The organism is Microcoleus sp. FACHB-1515 (genome assembly GCF_014696105.1).
In the GTDB taxonomy this organism is placed as follows: Bacteria; Cyanobacteriota; Cyanobacteriia; order Elainellales; family Elainellaceae; genus JAAUTJ01.
Map to the genome: position 1 here is coordinate 116,435 of NZ_JACJPO010000056.1, position 18,863 is coordinate 135,297.

Sequence of the window (18,863 nt, forward strand, 5' to 3'; positions counted from 1 at the left end):
GTAATGTCACCTATTCCGACCTGAAAACCGTAGATTAGCGATTCGGACGGCGGCGCTGGAGAAATTCAGGAATATCAAGTCCGGGTTTGGCGGCAGGCTGGTCTTTACGCGGTTCCGCTGTCGGGATCGATCGCACTGGAGGCTGCGCCGATCGCTGAATTGGGGCAACTCTGGCAGCAGGCGGCGCGGTTTGCGCTTCCGGGCTGAATCCCGTTGCGATCACGGTGATACGGACTTCTCCCTGGAGGCGATCGTCAATCACTGCGCCAAAGATGATGTTGGCATTCGGGTCAACGGCCTCGTAGATGATTTCGGCTGCTGAGTTGACTTCATGCAGTGTGAGGTCGCTGCCTCCGGTGATGTTGAACACGACACCGCGAGCGCCATCGATCGAGCTTTCCAGCAGCGGAGACGAGATCGCCGTCATTGCCGCTTCTCTCGCTCTGGACTTGCCCGACCCGACGCCAATGCCCATCAGTGCTGATCCGGCATCGGCCATCACTGCCCGCACGTCGGCAAAGTCCACGTTCACCAGTCCGGGAATCGTGATGATGTCGGAAATGCCCTGCACACCCTGCCGCAGAATGTCGTCCGCGACGCGAAACGCTTCTTGAACCGGGGTTTGCTCGGAAATGACTGAGAGCAATTTGTCGTTGGGGATGATGATCAGCGTGTCAACGCTGCCTTGCAGCGCGGCGATGCCTTCATCTGCCTGGTTGGTGCGTCTGCGCCCTTCAAACGTAAACGGACGGGTGACGACGCCAACCGTCAACGCGCCGACTTCTTTGGCAACTTCTGCGACGATCGGAGCCGCGCCTGTGCCCGTGCCGCCGCCCATGCCTGCCGTGATGAACACCAAATCGGCATCTTCAAGCGCAGCCGAAATTTCATCACGTGATTCTTCAGCGGCTTTTTGGCCGATCGCCGGATTGCCGCCCGCGCCCAAACCGCGTGTCAGCTTTTGGCCGACTTGCAGGCGATTGTAAGCTTCGGCATTCGTCAGTGCTTGCGCGTCGGTGTTGATCGACCAAAATTCGATGCCCGACACTTCGCTGGCGATCATGCGGTTGACCGCATTGCAGCCACCACCCCCGACCCCAATCACCTTAATTTTGGCAACACTGCTCGGCACGACTTCCACACTCCTAGATTCTTCTGCCGCGCTTTTGGCGTCGCGGACTTGTCCCAAGTGTATGCCAGAGTTTGTAAAAGGATTGGAAGCATTCATTGATGGTAAAAAAGTCGGTTGTTCTTCTGAGGGAGCCTGCATCGGTCATACCTAGCGATTTCAATGGACTTGCAGCCAGAAGCCACTGAGACTGACGATTTGACCCGCTCCCCGATCGTGCGTGTTCACGATTGAGGAAGTCGCTGGAAAAACCAATCATAGCACTGAGTCATCTGTGGATTTTGACGGGCGATCGACCCCTTGTCAACTTTAATTTTCCTTTCATTACACGGTCGTTTCGCACTCAAGGCGTTGGGTCGTCAGCAGAACTCGGCTCAGTGCGGCCATCTTGCACCGTGCGGCTGTCCTGCACCAACTGCACCAGCGGCGAATCCGGGCTACGCAAATCAATGTAGGCAATCTGCGTCGGATTGACATTGCTGCCAATTTGCCGCATTCGATCGAGCGATCGAAGCTGTTGATTTAATCGTGGACTCAAAGCGCCCAGATGAGCGCTTCCCAATTCAGTTTTTAGAATTAAATTCGTTGGTTGCCGCCAGTCGATCTCCGAAATTTTCACGGGACTGCTGCTGATCGCCTGATAGAGCGTCGTCCACTGGCTGCGATACTGCTCTTGCATTCCCAGCACCTTCAAAGATGGCAGCGCGATCGACTGATTAAGCCGCTGAAAAGTTTGCAACGGAATCGCCTGCCCTTCCGCATCCAGCAAACTGGTTGTGTTGTCCGCAGCAACCGCGATCGCGACCGGAGTGCGCTCTTGAATTTGCACCTTCAGCCGAGGCGGAAACAACTGCCGCGAAACGGTCGCCTGCGCGATCGGTGCTTGCTGCTGAAGCTCTTGGGCGATCGCTTCCGGCTGAATTTGCCAAAGCGACTGCGGATAGGCGATCGGCAGCAGCTTTTGCACAGTGGCCGTAGACAAAAGTTGATTGCCCTGCACCTCAACCTGCTGCGGCTGACGCACCACCCAAGCAGGCAGCGACATCACCCACACCGAACCGCTGGCAACTCCCAACACAAACAGCAAGCGCCAGCTCGCCTGCATAATCCGTACTTTGCGCTGGCGGCGCAGTTTTCGCCGTCGTTCAGTCAATTCAGCGCGAGACACATCTGCAAAAGGCATCGATCGATCACATGGTTTCGTTGGGTTCAGATTGTAACCGAGGAAGCTGCGATCGCAGCATCTTTCCCCACTCCTGCGCCAAACCCAAATCCGTAAACGGCACTTGAATCGGTTGATCCCCACTCTCAAACCGAAACGCCAAAGCCGCCCGTTGAGCGCGAGGCAGCGTTTCCGCACTCAGATCAACCGATCGATCGTCCGCCAGCAGCTCGATCGATTGCACCCGCCCCAGCGAAAAACTTTGCAACTCGATCATCCCCTGGCGCGTCGGCTTGCCCCAAGTCAAAGCGTCCCCTTTCTGTCCCAAAACCGCCAGAATATCGTACTTGGCGCGATCGAACTGCTCCGCCCAGCCGCGATACACCTGCACTTTTTGATACTCATTCCACCCCGCCCAAGCCAGCCAGAAAAACAACGCCAGCAGCGGCAACCAGATTAAACCTCTAGTCATGCGATCGATTTTGGTGCATCAGATTTAACGGTAGCAGGAGAGGGGCGATCGGGTGTCGGATGTCGGCAAAAGGCAGAACAGCAGAAGGTAGGAGGTTCGGAAACGGGAGACGCGGCGGGAAAGCAGATGCGAAGCGCCACCATCGGGTAAGCAGATATGCCCTTGCGTAGGGTGCAGGGAAATGCAATCTCCCTGCTGGGGTTGGAGGTGTGGAGGAGGGGTGAAACCCCTAGCCTCCACTGGCTCGGAAACCAAAAGTAATCCAACAGGTGATTCACTCCATTTCCGCTGAACAATCCTGTAACAATCAACTACAAATTTCCCTGCTCATCCATGCAGCTAAGTTAAGGTAGAAGTCACTTCTGAAGACAGATGAAGCGATGAAAAAGCTGTTGTGGACTGGACTATTCCTCGCCCCGATTCTCTGGGCACTGCTGAGCTTCCCCGGCATGGCAGCAAAAGGCAACTATGACTCGATCGCGATCGACTTTCGCGAAGACATTCCCGCCGACCAAATTGCCGCCGAAGTTCAAGCAATTTCAGATCAGTTCGGCAAATTGATTTATCCCAACAGCATCTTTTCCCAAAGCGATCATCTGTATATTGTTCCAGGTGACGAATCCCTGCTGAGAGCACTGCGGCGATCGAACCTGAAGCAATACACCGAAGCGATCGAACCCAACTACATCTGGACAAAAGACGACATTCCCAACGATCCCGACTACGCCAAACAGTGGAACCTCCGCAGCATCAACGTAGAATCCGCCTGGAATGAAACACACGGACAAGGCGTCACAGTCGCCGTGATCGACACCGGGATCAGCCCCGTCCCCGACCTGGAAAACACCAAAATTGTCGCAGGCTATGATTTCGTGAGCGATCGCGAAGACGCCACCGACGACAACGGACACGGAACGCATGTCGCAGGCACGATCGCCCAATCCACCAACAACGAATTCGGCGTCGCGGGGATCGCCTACGAAGCCGCGCTCATGCCCCTGAAAGTTCTGGGTGCAGGCGGCGGCGGCACGGTAGCTGACATTGCTGAAGCGATTCGATTTGCCGCCGATCACGGCGCGGACGTGATCAACATGAGCTTGGGCGGCGGCGGCGACACCGATCTGATGCGCGAAGCGATCGACTATGCCCACAGCAAAGGCGTCGTGATCGTGGCCGCAGCCGGAAACGCCAACAGCAACGCCGCCGCCTATCCCGCCCGCTACCCCAACGTAATCGCCGTTTCCGCGCTCGACCCCGCCGGACAAAAAGCCGAGTATTCCAACTACGGCGCGGGCGTGGACATTGCCGCTCCGGGCGGCGGCGGCACAACTGAGGCAGACGGCATTTTGCAAAACACGATCGATCCCCAAACGGGCGAAAGCGTCTTCACGTCGCTTCAGGGAACGAGCATGGCGGCTCCACATGTGGCAGGCGTGGCCGCGCTAATTAAGGCGAGTGGGGTGCAGGAACCGGAGGCGATCGCCCAGATCCTCAAGCAGTCCGCCCGCCCGATCAAAGACGACGAACTCAACTACTTCGGCGCAGGCCAGCTTGATGCCGATGCCGCTGTCAAACTCGCGCTCAAAGGCCAGATCACCTTCAAAGACTTCTGGCGCTGGCTGAGTCAAAACGGCTATCTGAATTTGCGCTTCTGGTTCGATGGCGGCGTCGTTGCCCTGCTGCCCAAGATCGGCATGGTGTTAGGTTCGTATCTGCTGGCGTGGTTTTTGCGGAACTACCTTCCTGGCTGGAGCTTCGCGCTAGGCAGCGGCTTGGTGATGGGCAGTGCTGGACTGTTCCCCTTGCGCGGCCTGTACCGCTACGACTTGCCGCAGTTTCCGTTCCGCCTGCTGGGAAGCTCGATCCCCGAATTGGGTAGCGCCATTCAAGCCAGTCCGATGCTGAATCCGCTGTTCGCCAGCGTGATCGTTCCGTTCATCCTGGTCGCCTTGCTGCTGGGACATTCCCAATGGCGCTGGTTTGCAGTGGGATCAACCCTGGGAGTGGCTGCTTGCTTGGCTGTGAGTGCTATGGTGGCTCCATCAGTTCTGTGGCTGGGCAGCGGCGCGATCGCCCAAACTTTCCTGCTGGTGAACGCCCTGCTGTGCTTCGGACTGGCCTACCTTGCAGCAAAAGCAGAAACAGCATGAGCATCACCGTCAGCGGCACAATGAAAAAGTCGAATTTGGGCGCGGGCACTTGGGCGCTGAATTCAGACGACGGCCAAACCTACGAGGTGATGCACGACGCGCCTCAAGAACTGCTCAAAGACGGGCAAAAAGTGCAGGTGAAAGGCCAAGTTCGCAACGATGTCATGTCAGTGGCGATGATTGGGCCAGTGTTGGAAGTGGAAAGCTTCGAGGTCAAGTAGGCCGCTCATCGCTGCTGACTTTGACGACGCGGGCGATCGCTTCCTGCACAAACGCCCGAATAAACTCGTCGCGCCGATTCAGTTGAAACTGTTCCTGCACCACTTGGCTCATGCCGCCATCGCCCCAATTTTGATCGCGGCGAAAATACTCGATGAAGCTTCTTCCGGCGATGCGCGTTAGATACGCCGCCGTTGCCGCCTGAATCGCTCGTCCGGCCAGAAACGTCGCCACGTTGGTTTGCAGCGCGATCGAAAATAGCTCGATCGCTCCGCGCAAAATGCCCAGTCCCGCCAAGGTTTTCGCCAGCGAAACGGCGAGTTCTTTACCGCGATCGAGATTGATTTCGCAGCCGTAAACCCGTCCAATTTCGACCACCATTTGGGCGTTGACTGCCGCCGTTGCCAGCAAATCCACGACCGGAAGCGGCGTCACGGCAATCACGCCCGCGCCAATCCACTGAAAGCGATCGACGATCGCCTCGGCCTGCCGCAGTCGTTGTGCGTCAATAATTCGCCGCGCTTCTTCGCCCAAGCGCTGCGACTGCAACAAAATATTGTCCGCCACCAAATCTTCCCCTTCCGCCCGCAGAATCGCGGCAATTCGGCGCAGGAGGGGCAGAATATCCGGATCAAGCCGATACAGATCGCCATTGTCCAGCACCATTGGACGCGGATTGGCAGCGACCGCAACGAGATCCGGCTGGGGGCGAAACGACTGGAGACGATTCCGCAGTCGATCGAAAATCCGATCGCGATCGACTTCCGAGTACAAATCCGTTTTGTTGAAGACGACGATCGATCGCTTGCCGATTTCCACGAGCGATCGCAGCGGCTCATATTCGGACTTCCGTAAATCGTTGTCCAAAACGAACAAGAGCAAATCCGCTTCGGTCGCCAGTTTACGCGCCAACTGTTCGCGTCCGGTTCCCTGAACACCCGCTTCCAGGATGCCCGGAGTATCGGTAAGCCAAATTTCGCGATCGAGGCCGCGCAGCCGAAAGCTGTAGGTTTTGCCGACTTCGGTTGTGCCCATCGGTGCGCCGACTTCCCCGACAATTTGTCCCAGGATGGCGTTGACGATCGAAGTTTTGCCCGCCGACCCGACGCCAAACACAACCAGATGAATTTCGCGCTTCGCCAGATTCTCTTCAATCAGCCGCGACTGCTCAAACAAAGCTTGCCGCGCCACTTCATCTTGAATCTGCTCAACCTGCTGCCGTACCGCTTTCAGGGTTTCTTCTGCCGCAGTGGTTTTTTCGACCGGAGCTTGCGGGATCGCTCTTGCCGTGCGGCTCGGCGGACGCAAGAAAAGATAGCCGTAATAGGCGATCGCACCTACCAGCGCGACCAGCAAAACAATCACCACCAGCAGCAGCAAATTCGCCAACAGCGGCGAACTAAAGGCGATGCTTGAATACAGTCGATTCACTGCATCCAGCAGCCAAGCCACCAAGCCTAAAGTCAGGACAATCCCAACAACTAAAATCCAGATCCGCGATCGCAACATGGCCGCAACGTCCAGTAATGCCTTTCATCTTAATCCTTCCATCCTCGACGCCCGATCGCGGCCTGCCGGAACAGACTTCCTGACACCTGATCCCCACACCCCTAGAGAATGAGGAATACAGCGCAGCCCATCTGTCAGAATGTAAACAGCAATTGCAGGGAGAGAAACGGTGAGCAGCGTACCCGAAAGGCGGATCAGCTTTTCTTTGTCAAGCATCTTGGTGGTGCTGGCAACGATTTTATCGATCGTGGTGCTGTGGCAAATCCGCAGCTTAATCGTGTTGTTGCTAATTTCGATCGTGCTTGCTTCGGCAATTGCGCCGATCGTCGATTGGGCAGAAAGGTTTCGCGTCCCTCGCTGGCTAACGGTGATTTTGGTGTATCTCAGCTTGATTGCCGGACTGGTCGGGCTGGCCGTTGCATTTGGCCCTGCGGCCTTCACCCAGATCGAACAACTGATTCGATCGCTGCCGGAATATGTGCGGGAACTGACCGTTCTGGTGGAAAACTGGGTATTGAGCATCAACGACAGTCGCCCGGAACTCGTCAGCCAGGTCGAAAAGCTGTTTGATATCCAAAGCATCACGGCCTGGGCAATTCGATCGAGCCAGCAGGCGATCGCCCGCTCCTATTCGCTCACGACAGGCTTTGTCGGCAGCATCATCAACGTGATTCTGTCGCTGTTTGTTTCGGGCTACATGGTGGCCGACAGCAAAAATTTAATTCGCGGCGCGGTGCGCGTCTTACCGCGTCCTTGGGATCGCCGTCTGGAAACGCAAATTGGTCCGGTCAGCGCTCGCATCGGTTCCTACATTCGCGGTCGCATCATCGTTTCAACGATTTTGGGCGTGGCTGCGACGATCGGCATGAGCGTGTTGGGCTTGTCAGATGTCGCTTTGGGCTTGGGCGCGATCGCAGGCGTGGCAAACTTCATTCCGTTCGTGGGCCCGATTTTGGGCGCAATTCCCTCGCTGGTCGTGGCGCTTTCTTATGGCTGGTGGACGCTGCTGTGGGTGTTTCTCCTGTTTGTGATTATTCAAAATTTGGAAGCATATATTCTCGCTCCGGTTGTGATCGGCTCCTCGGTTGGCCTGCATCCGCTCTATTTGCTGCTGGCCGTTTTGGGCGGAACCGAAGTCTTGGGAATTTTTGGGGCGCTGCTGGCTCCGCCGCTGGTGGGGGGAGCCGCTTTGCTGCTGGAAAATCTTTATTTGGAACCGAAAGAAATGGCAGAATCGCAAGAGCCGCTGCTGGTGGGCAAACCTTCGGAAGGAATGCCTGTGGGACAAATCGATCGCTAAAGTGACGCCATTACCCGCAATTACAGTCTGAATCAAACTAACTAAAATCAGGCTGATATGGTTCCGCAACTCTTCACTATTTGCATTCAGAAAATGACGATCGAGCCGAGTCGAAGTGCCGTCGAGCGATTTGTAGCGATTTGCTAAGTTCAGTTGTCGATGTGAAGATTTCTTGACAGGCTCGAAAGAGGTGAAATTTTTTGGAGCGTCTATGAGCCTTGCTGTGATTAAATTTTCTTCGGAAGACTGCGGCCTTTGTCACAAAATGTCGTTTTACGACCAAAAGGTGGCGCAGGAGTTGGGGTTGGAATTTGTCGATGTGAAGATGCAGGACACAGCGACCTACCGCAAATACCGCAAAATCCTGTTGGCGCAATATCCTGATAAGGCGGAAATGGGCTGGCCGACCTATTTGATCTGCAAATCGCCGGAAGCAGAATTTAAGATCGTCGGAGAAGTAAAAGGCGCACATCCGAAAGGCGAATTTCGATCGCGCCTGCAAGAACTGATTGATCAGGTTCCAGCCAATTAATGAATTGAATCTCGATCGCTCAATTCAATCTGAACTGACGCTAAAAGCCAGGAAATTAACTTCCTGGTTTTTTACTGCAATAAACAACTAATCGGTTGATTCTTCATCAGAGCGATCGTCTTCCTCAAATGTAATATCACTCAGATACAACCTGACAAAATCTCTTGCTGCTTGTCGATTAATTTTTTCTAAAGCAACAACAATATCCGCTACTGACTCAGCAACAGGATCTTGTGTTTCATTGAACCAATAGTGAATTTTAGAGCATCCAACGCCCATTGTTGTAGCAAGTTTGTTTTGATTAATTCCGTACTGCTGCATCACTTCACGGAGCGCCCTACCTGCCTTTCCCATCTTTTGTTAATGATTCATCACACATATCTGTTCAGAAAACTGAACTTCTACCACCTAATTAAAGTCAGAAGCCAGCCCGAACCGTCGGAAGTGCAAGGCTGGCTCTGGCTTCAAATTGCAATGGAGACAACCCACATTATGACCTATCGCGATCGCTTACACTACTGGGCAGTCGTTCGATTTTTGCCGGATATGCAGCGCATTACAATCGCTCGATTTGCCAATCGAAGGGATACAGACGGACATTTGCAGGCGTTTCGGCGGCTTTTACCGGATGCAAACGTGGCGATCGTTTTTGATCTCAACGATGGCCTCAAACCGGAGCAACGCGATCGAAAATAGAGGGTCTTAATTCGCTGGCAGTCACCAGTGGATGAATCGCCACATGACAGTCGGAATCGATGCTCATGACGCGAAACATTTCGCACGATCGCAAGAATTTGGGAAAGTGTGAACCGAGTTTCCACGATCGCATAATTTCCGTTACACCAAAGCCATAGTGCTTTTGGAAATGGCTCGCGAGTGCTCCCACACTAACTGAACTGCCCGGTTTATGCGCCGTCAATGCGACTAGCAGCTTCGCCAATCGTTGCTCCAGTTCATCATGCGGATCAAACTTACCTGCACCTAATTCAAACAGTTGAATTCTGCCTGTTGTCCAGTCCGTCAGCCGAAACTGATGGCCGAATCGTCCCACCCCATGCACTTTCCAACCCTGCGATTGTAGTAGATTACAAAGCATAATCAAATGCCCATCGTTGGAGCAAACAAATACTTCTTTGGCGTGCGGATATTGCAGAAACAGCGAAGATCCGATCGCCGTCATTTGAATATCGGCAGCATTTTTTCCAGACGGCACGTGGATCATTTGATAGCCGCGATCGTGCAGGTCAATATCCTGCTTGCCCAATCCGCGCCAATTGGCAACCGCAACTTTTACTCGAATTGGATAGGTTGAAAAGCTGCTCAGTGCTTGTTCTTCCAGCTGCTCAAGGCGAATATTTTCAACGTCCAGCAGCAGAATTGCGATCGGCTCTAACTGGAGCAGGCGATCGTCAGAACGTGAGAAAAATTCCTGGTCAATTTGCTTCAATAAATCGCCGTAGCGAACAGATTGAAAGAAGCCATCGGTGCAAATTTGCTGCAAAAATTGCTTGAGCATCGCGGCGATCGAAGCGCAACGATGCATCTGCTCCAGGAGGTCTTGAAGCTGACAAACAAACATGATTTTGCACTGTGACAGAGGCGACTGGCGATGTCGTTCGACGATCCATTCGGGCTGCTGCTGCTGAATTGAAACAAGGGTTTCGTAGACCATCAGACTAATTTTTTCAAATCGCTCGGATGGCTTAGGGGAAGGCAGGTTCGATCGCGGCAATCTAGACACAAATTTTAATATTCCAAACAACTAAATTTTTAATGTAATATCACAAATTCGTACACCTTGGCTACTCAAATTCGCAACGCCACCAGCGCTTGCATCTTGGCTGAACGCTACGGTCATCAGCAGAATTGCGATCGCGCTAGTTTTTCGGCTTCAAGACTGCGGATAAGCATTCAAAAAGGGTGTGGCGATCGCATCGACACTTCATGCTCACCAGAGCATTCGCCAACCAAACCGACTCGAACTGCCATGCGATCACGCCTCCGCCAGTAGCCTACTATATCCAATTGGGAGCGGGGCGAGCGGATGTGTTTCGTATGTTACAGGCTTAATTCTCTAAAAAGGAGATCTGGCCTTCTCTTACCTTCTTTCTAAGAACTGCTTTAACTTTCACAGAAGTAAAATTTAGCCTAGCTGCTAAATCATCCAAATCTTTAAAGGGTCTCTCTTTTATCAACCTATCAAGGGTTGTTTTCTTCACACCCGTTCCTTTGAAGGCAATGATCAAAGCATCTTTATCAGCACTGTTAATGTTAGTAGAATCAGCGCTGTTAATGCCAATACACAAATTCACTGTTTGACTGGTTGGCTGAGTGCTTTCGCTCTCTTCCTCTATGCCTTCACTCGATTTCTTATTCTTATCAACGACTTTATCCGATTGTAGAAACTTTATTCCTTTAAGCTCCAGCTTTCGCTGTAAAAGAGAAGGGCAAGATGGGGCAATCATAAAAGCAAGGTCGGGTGGAGTTTTACCATCAGTTGAAGGTTTGAAGCTTACATCTTGTAGCCATCGATCGAATGTCTCCAAGTGACCGCTCAAAAGCTCATAGTTTTTAGCTTCGCCAAAACATCTAGCGACAGTAGAATTATTGTGTTTCAGTTCCACAAAACAATCGAAAGCATGACCTGAAAGTATGGTTGTAGTCGAAACATCAGATAAGCTGTATGAGCTTTTGTTCAAATAATCCTTCCAGTGCTGTTCACACTGCGCTTTCACTAGATCGCGGGCATTACCCTCAAAGCTCTTTTCTGGCTCTTCCGTGAAATATCTTTCGTATATCTCAAGTACCGCTGATGCATGAGCTTGACAAAATTTCCTTAAATTCTGAGCAGGATTCAACGGTATGCTCTGAATTTCTTGCCAAGCAACATCAAAGTTTTTGTATCCTCCAAACGCTTTTTCTATACGGTCATCGATTTTATTCTTAATCATTCCAAACTCGTTACCGTATCCTTTATTCAAGTTTATAACTTGATGACCAACAAGACTTTCAATGACTGAGCCTTCAGCAATAAAGCTGCCTACATTCTCTGATGTTCCTACTAAATAGATGAGGAGACGAATTTTCGAGTTAAATTCTTGCGCTACCCTCTTAACTAAAGCTGTGACTAAGGATCTCGTCTCCTGAAGCTGGCTGGGGAAGTTCTGTAACGAATCCAGTTCGTCGATTAAATATGCAAAAGTGAACCGAGGCTCTACCTTATGAATCTCCTCGATCGTCTCAAAGAAAAAGTCTTCAAAAACAACTTGACTTTTGCCAAAGTAGTTGCTGAATTTAGATAAGAAGGGTGGAAATTTGCTCATTCCTACGAGCTGATGAACCTCTGCTTGCTCCAAATAATCGCTCAATATGCTTTTTGCTGTTTTTTGAACTTCTGATTCTGAACTGTGCAACAACTCCCAAAAAGTTTGAGCTAGCACATAACTGTACAGTTTCACACTAAAGCTTTGATTACCACCAGTCATCAGTAGATCAGAAAGTTGAAAACGGTTAACAACGGAAAATCTTTGATAAGCCGATTTCGTTTTAGTTAGCCCATGCAGATAGGTGAGCAAAGAAGTTTTTCCGCTGCCAACTAAAGCAGCAACAAATCTAAAGGTGAAATACCCCTCATCAAAGCTATGCCTAAGATCGTCTTCCAACAACTCGGTCAAGTTGCTTATCCTTCTTCTAGACAAGCTCTGCGCTGTTGACCCCTCGCCGTCTGATCCTGGCGCTCTGATAGTACGTTCAATCCAGATGTCTTCGATTAAACCTTCTCCCGCTTTTACCCGTTGAAGAAAGTCTTTGATAAATTTTTTCTTTCCTGCGTCTTCAGGCATGGTTTATTCTACCCATTGAATCAGTTCGTTATCTTTCTCAATCACGGAGAAAATCTTGCCGTTTGATTTGAGCAGTTCAAAGTTTTGGATCAGTTTTTCTTCAGAAATAGAGGTTGCATCCATAAATTTCTGGCAAAGCTCTTTGCTGTGAATTGCAACAACACCTCGAAGCTCTTGGCGCTTTCGCTCCTCAAAATACAGTTGCTTAAACTTCTGCTCAAACTCGGCAAATGACATTTCCTGTTGAGATTTAGAAGCGGGGGAATCTTGAGAAGTTTCTTTGATGCAGGCTAGCAAGGTATTCAGCACTTTTTGACCTTTGGAAGAATCAAACTGATAAGTAGTCACAGCAAGACTGCTAGCAAGCGCTTTTTTTCCCTGTGGTGTGACGGAAAAACGTCCTTCTCTTTTTGTCGGTTTCCCTTCCTTATCTACTTGCAAAATTAATTCCTGAGTTTGTAAAGCAGTACAGATCTCCTGTGCTTGCTTCTGCCATTCACTCGGTAGATGAGATTTTACAGTGCCTTTCGTTACTGTACCCCTCTCCGAGTAAGAATCGGCATAGAGCAGATAGAGCATTTGTTCCGTCGTAAGTTCAGCCATATTAGCCTCCTGATTAGTTGTAGCTTTTCATATCAGAAAGTAGCAAGGGGTGCAGCGATCGCCACACCCCCTTAAGAATTGCCTGAAGCTGTTTGTATTAATGCAGCAGATACAGCATTCCAAACAGAATGATCCACACCACGTCTACAAAGTGCCAGTAAATTTCCGTTGCTTCGACGCCGAAGTGGTGTTCGCTGGAGTAGTGATCGGCCTTGCGGGTTCGCCATAGAACCGCGAGCATCAAACACAGACCGAGGAAGACATGCAGCCCGTGAAAGCCCGTTAGCACATAGAACGTGCTGGCAAACAAATTCGTTCTGAGGCTGAATTCGAGGTTGCTGTATTCGTAAAGCTGGCCGAGCAGGAAAATCGTGCCCATGACGATCGTGGCCGAGAACCAGATCCGCAAGCCTCGCATGTCGTTCTTCTTGACGGCAGTATCGCCTTTGTGAATCACAAAGCTGCTGGCGATCAAAATTGCGGTGTTGATCCCCGGAAGCAGCAGTTCCAAGCGGGGCGTACCTGCGGGCGGCCATTCCGGGGAAACGAGCCGGAAGGTAAGGTAGGCAATAAACAGTCCGGCGAAGATCATGCTTTCTGCGCCGAGGAAGACGAGCAGCCCGAAGATGCGGTGATCCGGGTGTTCTTCGTGATGCGCGGCGGCAGCTTCGGCGGCGTGATGGTGGTTGAGCGCTGTTTTAGCGGGATCGATCGTGGAGCCTTGCATAAGCGATTTTGGGATGTCGGGAATCGGAAATTGAAGATCGGCAGGTTGCGCCAGCAAAACAAACTGGTCGAATTATTCTTCGGCGTTGCCTGCTCTGGCTTCTTCCGGCGGAATGAATCCGGGCGGCGCGTCCATGTTGGTTTGCTGTTCGGCTTCGTCTACTTTCGGGTTGCGATCGCCCACGCCATAATCATACGGGCCACCAACCAGAACGGGCAGCGTCTCGAAGTTTTCGATCGGCGGTGGACTCGTGGTTTGCCACTCAAAGGTGAGGGCGTTCCAAGGGTTTGAGGGAGCGATCGGGCCATTTACCCAAGCCCAGCAAGCGTTGATCAAGAAGGGAATCGTCGAGACGGCGAGAATGTAGGAGCCGATCGAGCAAAGCAAATTTAGCGTCGCAAATTTCGGGTCGTACAGGGCGACACGGCGCGGCATTCCCAAGAGACCCAGTTCGTGCATCGGCATAAATGTCAGGTTTGCGCCGATCAAGGTGAGGACAAAGTGAACATAGCCCAGCGGCTCGTTCATCATCCGTCCGGTCATCTTGGGGAACCAGTGATAGATCGCGGCGTAGATGCCAAACACTGATCCGCCAAACAGCACGTAGTGCAGGTGAGCCACGACGAAATAGGTGTCGTGGACGTGGATATCAAACGGTACTGCGGCCACCATGACTCCGGTGATCCCGCCGATCAAGAACATCGCGACAAAGCCGATCGCAAACCACATCGCCGTCGTCATGTCGAGCTTGCCGCCCCAAATCGTGGCCGTCCAGCCGAAGACTTTGATTCCGGTCGGCACGGCAATCACCATCGTCGTGATCATGAAGAACATCCGCAGCCAAGCCGGAGTACCGCTGGTGAACATGTGGTGCGCCCAGACGATCAATCCGAGGAAGGCGATCGCTTGACTGGAGTAGGCGATCGCTCGATATCCAAAGATCGGCTTGCGGCAGTGGACGGGCAGCACTTCGGAAATCGACCCGAACAGCGGCAAAATCATGATGTACACCGCTGGGTGCGAGTAAAACCAGAACATATGCTGGTAGACGATCGGATCGCCGCCGCCAGTTGGATTGAAGAACGCCGTTCCCGCCAGCAGGTCAAAGGCCAAGAGAATCAACGCACCCGCTAAGACGGGTGTGCCAATGAGGACTAGACCGGAAAGAGCGAGCATTGACCAGCAAAACAGGGGCATATCGTTTAAGCCCATGCTGGGAACGCGCATCTTCAAAATCGTCACCAGGAAGTTAATCGCGCCCAAGATGGACGAGGTTCCCAGCGTCAGCAGGCAGAAGATCCAGATACCTTCGCCGACTTTTCCGGTCAGCAGACTGAGCGGTGGATAGGAAGTCCAGCCTGCTTCGGGAGCTTGAACGGCAAAGCTGGCGGCAAGCACGATCCCCGCTGGCGGAATCATCCAAAAGGCGATCGCGTTCAGCTTGGGGAACGCCATGTCCCTCGCGCCGATCATCAGCGGGATCAGATAGTTCGCCAAGCCCGCACCCGCCGGAATGATCCACAAGAAGATCATGATCGTGCCGTGAACCGTAAACAGGCTGTTATAGATTTCCGGGCTGACGAGATCGGATTCGGGCGTGGCGAGTTCAGTGCGAATCACGGTCGCCAGTGCGCCGCCGATCAAATAAAAGATAAAAGACGTGACCAGATATTGAATGCCGATCACTTTATGGTCGGTGTTAAAGGTGAAGTAGTCCGTCCAGGGTCGCTGTCCGGGTTTTCCACCTTGCTCAGTCGGGTTGGCGACTGATTGCCATTCTGCTTGTGTCATGGTTGAGTGTCGGGGGTTCCTTCGGAGCGCTTACGCGAGCAGGTGTCGGGAATCGGCTGATCCCCAGCTACCGATTTACTGATGGGGATGGAGTTGGGCGATCGCGTCAGGCGCGATGTCCAGTTGGCCTGCGAAGGGAGCGAGGTAGTCGGCCTCAGTGCGATCGGAAGGGGCGATTGCCACCGTCTGCGATTCACTACCGAGCGCGACCTGCTCTTGTACCCACTTGTCGTAGTCTTCGGGTGTGTGAACATACAGCTTGGTGTTCATCGCGCCGTGATAGGGACCACACAGTTCCGCACAGTTGATTGAATATTCACCGGGAACCGTTGGCTTGAAGCGCAATTCGGCTTCACGGTTGGGGATCGCGTCTTGCTTCAGGCGCAGTTCTGGAACCCAAAAGGCATGGAGGACATCTTGCGCTTTGATGTTCAACTGCACTTCTTCATTCGCGGGGACGTGCAGTTCCCCAGATGTGATCCCGCTTTCTGGGTAGGTGAAGATCCAGGCATATTGCAGGCCTGTCACATCCACGTTTACGTCAGCAGGACGGCCTTCATCTTGCGGGAATGCACCAACGCCCAACGCCATCATGTGGTTATGTCCGCCTTTGTGCTTGGGTGGCGTGACCAGATTTGAAGCTGTGCCATCCGGCAGCATGGCGACTTGGGTGACGCTGCCAGCACCGGGATCGCTGGCTGCTTCGGGATCGAAGCCGCCCAAGGCGCGGTAAACATCGAAGCTGTAGACGCCGATGATCAGCACGATCACAGCAGGAATGGCCGTCCAGACGATTTCCAGCGGCACGTTGCCATGAATCGGGGGACCGTCTTCGGTGTCCCCTTTTTTACGGCGAAACTTGATTACCGAGATCACCAGTGCGCCTTCGATGAGGAGAAACAGACCGATCGAAACGGTCATCATTGTGTTGAACAGGCCATCCACCATCGCCGCTTCAGCAGAAACCGCTGGTGGCAAAAGCCCGTGATTTTGTCCGTACCATAAGCTGATGAGCGTAATTGCGATGCCCGCCAACATGGTCAAAATGCTTGGAGGAATATTCACAGTGAATGGCTTCTTACTTACGTTCTCTACTTGGATTTGTATCCATCTACCACGTTAGTTCAGCATTTGAAATCCGATCGAATAAAACTAGGAATCTTTAGCTTTTTCTTCGTAATTTCTTTGGGATCACAGGTTCATTCCTCTACCCAAAGAGGTAGATAAGAATGCTTAGCGCAAGTGTTTAATTTTCTATGGGAAAGTATTAAGTTTTTCCGTGCTTTTCTAATCGGAAGAAAAGCCTAAAACCGCGCAGTTTTCTAGCAGCGATCGCTAGAGTAGGAGTTGGAAGCTAGCCCAAGAGCGATCGCTCCTACCTCTGTGAACTTGAGTATCGATCGTACTTGCTTCCTGATGGTTAAACGTTTGAGGAGAACCTTTGGATGACTGACTCCGCTTCGACTCAGAGGATTGCGCTCTCCACAAATACCTCTGTGCCGATCGCACCTCAAGACCGCATCCGCCGCTTGATCTGGAAAATGGCGATCGCCACGCTGATTCTGATGGCGATCGGCAGTGCCACTCGCGTCATGAATGCCGGACTTGCCTGCCCCGACTGGCCGCTGTGCTACGGCACACTCGTTCCGACGCAGCAAATGAATTTGCAGGTGTTCCTCGAATGGATTCACCGCCTGGATGCCTCGCTAATCGGGCTAATGGCGATCGCGCTTGTTGCCCTCTCTTGCTGGTATCGCCGCGACCTTCCTACCTGGACACCCTGGGCATCTGTCTTCGCCCTCTTCCTGATCGTCTTTCAGGGCGTTTTGGGTGGCCTGACGGTGACGCAACTCCTCCGCTTTGATATCGTCACCGCCCACCTGGGAACCGCCCTGCTGTTCTTTATGACGCTGCTCGTGATGGGCGTTCTGCTCCTCCCCTATCGCGGCACGGGAACCGTAGGCCGCTTGCCCTGGGTGAGCCTGACCGCAGTGGGACTAATCTATGCACAAAGCTTGTCGGGCGCTTTGGTCGGTTCGCGCTGGGCGCTGCATCAGTGCCTTGCGGGATCAAAACTTTGCCTCGTTCTCAATAGCCATCTAATCGGCGTTTTGCCTGCTAGCGTTTCGGTTGTAGCCGTCGTTGTGATGGCGTGGCGAACTGCGGCCTTGCACCCTGCCCTGCGCCAACTGGCGAAAATTGCGGGCGGCTTGCTGCTCTTACAGGTGCTTTTGGGGGTGGCGACTTTCCGACTGCACTTGCAGATCGAACCGCTGACCGTCATGCACCAAACGGTAGGTGCAATGCTGCTGGGAACGCTCGTATGCTTTAGCGTTTTGGCTTTGCGCGATCGCCAATTCACTCCAAAAGACGCGCCCGCCCCTTTGTGAGGACATTTGAATACATGAACGAAACAACCTGGACATCGGCAACACGCCACCACGAAAACTTGGGACAGGTCTTGCAAAGCTATTGGCAACTGACCAAACCGCGCATCATCATTCTGCTGCTGATCACGACAGCGGGCAGTATGTGGATGGCCGCACAGGGACAAGTTGATCCCGTTCTGCTGCTGGTGACGCTGCTGAGTGGCGCACTGGCCGCAGCTTCCGCCAACACGATTAATTGCCTGTACGATCGCGACATCGACTACGAAATGGAGCGGACGCGCCATCGTCCCTTGCCTTCGGGTCGAATTCAGCCGCAGCACGCGATTTTGTTTGCGATCGCCCTCGCCGCAACCTCTTTCACCCTCCTCGCTGTCTTTGCCAATCTCCTCGCCGCCTGCCTCGCCATGTCGGGGATCGCAACCTATGTCGTGGTTTACACGCACTGGCTGAAGCGCCACAGTACGCAAAACATCGTCATTGGTGGTGCAGCGGGCGCGATTCCGCCCCTCGTCGGTTGGGCAGCAGTGACAGGCGATCTAAGCTGGGCAGCCTGGGTATTTTTTGCGATCGTCTTCCTATGGACGCCGCCGCACTTTTGGGCGCTCGCGCTGATGATCCGCGAAGACTACGCGAAAGTGGGCGTGCCGATGCTGCCTGTGGTTGTGGGAGACGAACCAACCGCAAAACAAATCTGGATCTACACGCTGATCTTGATCCCCGCCACCTTGTTGCTGACCTATCCGCTGCACGTGACGGGTGCGGTGTATGCCGTAATTGCTTTAGCGCTTGGTGCAATCTTCATCCGCAAAGCTTGGGCACTCTTGCAAACTCCGTCTGACGTACAGCAGGCGCGATCGGTGTTCAAATACTCGATTTTCTACATGATGCTGCTCTGTGCAGGCATGGGGATCGATAGTCTGCCTGTGACGCGCCAGTTGAGCGCAACCATTGCTCAGAATTTCCAGCTTTGGCTTGGCGCGATCGTCCGCTAGCTGCAATTTATTACAATTGGTGAAGAACCCTCTCGAAAGGAAATT

18 protein-coding genes are annotated in these 18,863 nt (G+C 52.8%); 7 read left to right on the forward strand and 11 right to left on the reverse strand.

The features are described 5' to 3' along the window. Positions 1-34 precede the first annotated feature (34 nt). The 3 genes from ftsZ to H6F67_RS19140 form a co-directional block, all read right to left on the reverse strand. Positions 35-1,228, reverse strand: coding sequence for a cell division protein FtsZ (ftsZ, locus tag H6F67_RS19130; RefSeq protein ID WP_396798461.1), 1,194 nt, complete (start codon positions 1,226-1,228; stop codon positions 35-37). A gap of 244 nt (positions 1,229-1,472) precedes the next feature. Then, the gene (locus tag H6F67_RS19135; protein WP_190768222.1) at positions 1,473-2,312 is read right to left on the reverse strand and encodes a cell division protein FtsQ/DivIB; all 840 of its coding nucleotides are present in this window, start codon (positions 2,310-2,312) and stop codon (positions 1,473-1,475) included. A gap of 7 nt (positions 2,313-2,319) precedes the next feature. Beyond that, the gene (locus H6F67_RS19140; RefSeq protein WP_190768223.1) at positions 2,320-2,763 is read right to left on the reverse strand and encodes a hypothetical protein; all 444 of its coding nucleotides are present in this window, start codon (positions 2,761-2,763) and stop codon (positions 2,320-2,322) included. Positions 2,764-3,143: 380 nt separating this feature from the next. Here H6F67_RS19140 and H6F67_RS19145 point away from each other — a divergent pair, with 380 nt between their 5' ends. Both H6F67_RS19145 and H6F67_RS19150 read left to right on the forward strand, forming a co-directional pair. Continuing rightward, on the forward strand, positions 3,144-4,913 hold the full coding sequence (locus tag H6F67_RS19145; protein ID WP_190768224.1) for a S8 family peptidase: 1,770 nt from the start codon (positions 3,144-3,146) through the stop codon (positions 4,911-4,913). Next, positions 4,910-5,134, forward strand: a complete 225-nt coding sequence (locus H6F67_RS19150; RefSeq protein WP_190768225.1) for a hypothetical protein — start codon at positions 4,910-4,912, stop codon at positions 5,132-5,134. The genes H6F67_RS19145 and H6F67_RS19150 overlap by 4 nt, the downstream gene beginning before the upstream one ends. Here H6F67_RS19150 and H6F67_RS19155 read toward each other — a convergent pair. Further along, on the reverse strand, positions 5,127-6,641 hold the full coding sequence (locus H6F67_RS19155; protein WP_190768226.1) for a YcjF family protein: 1,515 nt from the start codon (positions 6,639-6,641) through the stop codon (positions 5,127-5,129). The two genes, H6F67_RS19150 and H6F67_RS19155, sit on opposite strands and share 8 nt — an antisense overlap. A gap of 169 nt (positions 6,642-6,810) precedes the next feature. Here H6F67_RS19155 and H6F67_RS19160 point away from each other — a divergent pair, with 169 nt between their 5' ends. Beyond that, positions 6,811-7,941: an AI-2E family transporter gene (locus H6F67_RS19160; protein WP_190768227.1), complete on the forward strand. Its 1,131-nt coding sequence runs from the start codon at positions 6,811-6,813 to the stop codon at positions 7,939-7,941. 223 nt (positions 7,942-8,164) lie between these two features. Further along, positions 8,165-8,473, forward strand: a complete 309-nt coding sequence (locus H6F67_RS19165; protein ID WP_313926864.1) for a thioredoxin family protein — start codon at positions 8,165-8,167, stop codon at positions 8,471-8,473. An 87-nt stretch (positions 8,474-8,560) separates the two neighbouring features. Here the strand turns inward: H6F67_RS19165 and H6F67_RS19170 are convergent, their stop codons facing one another. Next, positions 8,561-8,827, reverse strand: a complete 267-nt coding sequence (locus H6F67_RS19170; protein WP_190768229.1) for a helix-turn-helix transcriptional regulator — start codon at positions 8,825-8,827, stop codon at positions 8,561-8,563. Positions 8,828-8,836: 9 nt separating this feature from the next. Between H6F67_RS19170 and H6F67_RS28380 the strand changes: the two genes are divergently transcribed. After that, on the forward strand, positions 8,837-9,169 hold the full coding sequence (locus H6F67_RS28380) for a hypothetical protein (RefSeq protein ID WP_313926865.1): 333 nt from the start codon (positions 8,837-8,839) through the stop codon (positions 9,167-9,169). Here the strand turns inward: H6F67_RS28380 and H6F67_RS19180 are convergent. The 6 genes from H6F67_RS19180 to H6F67_RS19210 all read right to left on the reverse strand — a co-directional run bounded on the left by H6F67_RS19180 (position 9,141) and on the right by H6F67_RS19210 (position 16,501). Further along, a complete protein-coding gene (locus tag H6F67_RS19180; protein WP_190768230.1) occupies positions 9,141-10,214 on the reverse strand; it encodes an NYN domain-containing protein in 1,074 nt (357 codons plus the stop codon). The genes H6F67_RS28380 and H6F67_RS19180 overlap by 29 nt on opposite strands. Positions 10,215-10,539: 325 nt before the next feature. Continuing rightward, complete coding sequence (locus H6F67_RS19190; RefSeq protein WP_190768232.1) at positions 10,540-12,315, reverse strand: hypothetical protein; 1,776 nt, start codon at positions 12,313-12,315, stop codon at positions 10,540-10,542. A 3-nt stretch (positions 12,316-12,318) separates the two neighbouring features. Continuing rightward, on the reverse strand, positions 12,319-12,918 hold the full coding sequence (locus H6F67_RS19195; protein WP_190768233.1) for a hypothetical protein: 600 nt from the start codon (positions 12,916-12,918) through the stop codon (positions 12,319-12,321). A 97-nt stretch (positions 12,919-13,015) separates the two neighbouring features. Next, positions 13,016-13,645 carry a heme-copper oxidase subunit III gene (locus H6F67_RS19200; RefSeq protein WP_190768234.1) on the reverse strand — a complete coding sequence of 210 codons (630 nt, stop codon included), beginning with the start codon at positions 13,643-13,645 and terminating at the stop codon, positions 13,016-13,018. Between the two features lie 72 nt (positions 13,646-13,717). Further along, on the reverse strand, positions 13,718-15,436 hold the full coding sequence (gene ctaD, locus H6F67_RS19205) for a cytochrome c oxidase subunit I (protein WP_190768235.1): 1,719 nt from the start codon (positions 15,434-15,436) through the stop codon (positions 13,718-13,720). 75 nt (positions 15,437-15,511) lie between these two features. Next, complete coding sequence (locus H6F67_RS19210; RefSeq protein WP_313926866.1) at positions 15,512-16,501, reverse strand: cytochrome c oxidase subunit II; 990 nt, start codon at positions 16,499-16,501, stop codon at positions 15,512-15,514. Positions 16,502-16,881: 380 nt separating this feature from the next. On the opposite strand from H6F67_RS19210, the gene H6F67_RS19215 reads away from it, so the two are divergent. Then, complete coding sequence (locus tag H6F67_RS19215) at positions 16,882-17,826, forward strand: heme A synthase (protein ID WP_190768236.1); 945 nt, start codon at positions 16,882-16,884, stop codon at positions 17,824-17,826. A gap of 14 nt (positions 17,827-17,840) precedes the next feature. Beyond that, positions 17,841-18,818, forward strand: a complete 978-nt coding sequence (locus tag H6F67_RS19220) for a heme o synthase (RefSeq protein ID WP_190768237.1) — start codon at positions 17,841-17,843, stop codon at positions 18,816-18,818. Positions 18,819-18,863: the final 45 nt, after the last annotated feature.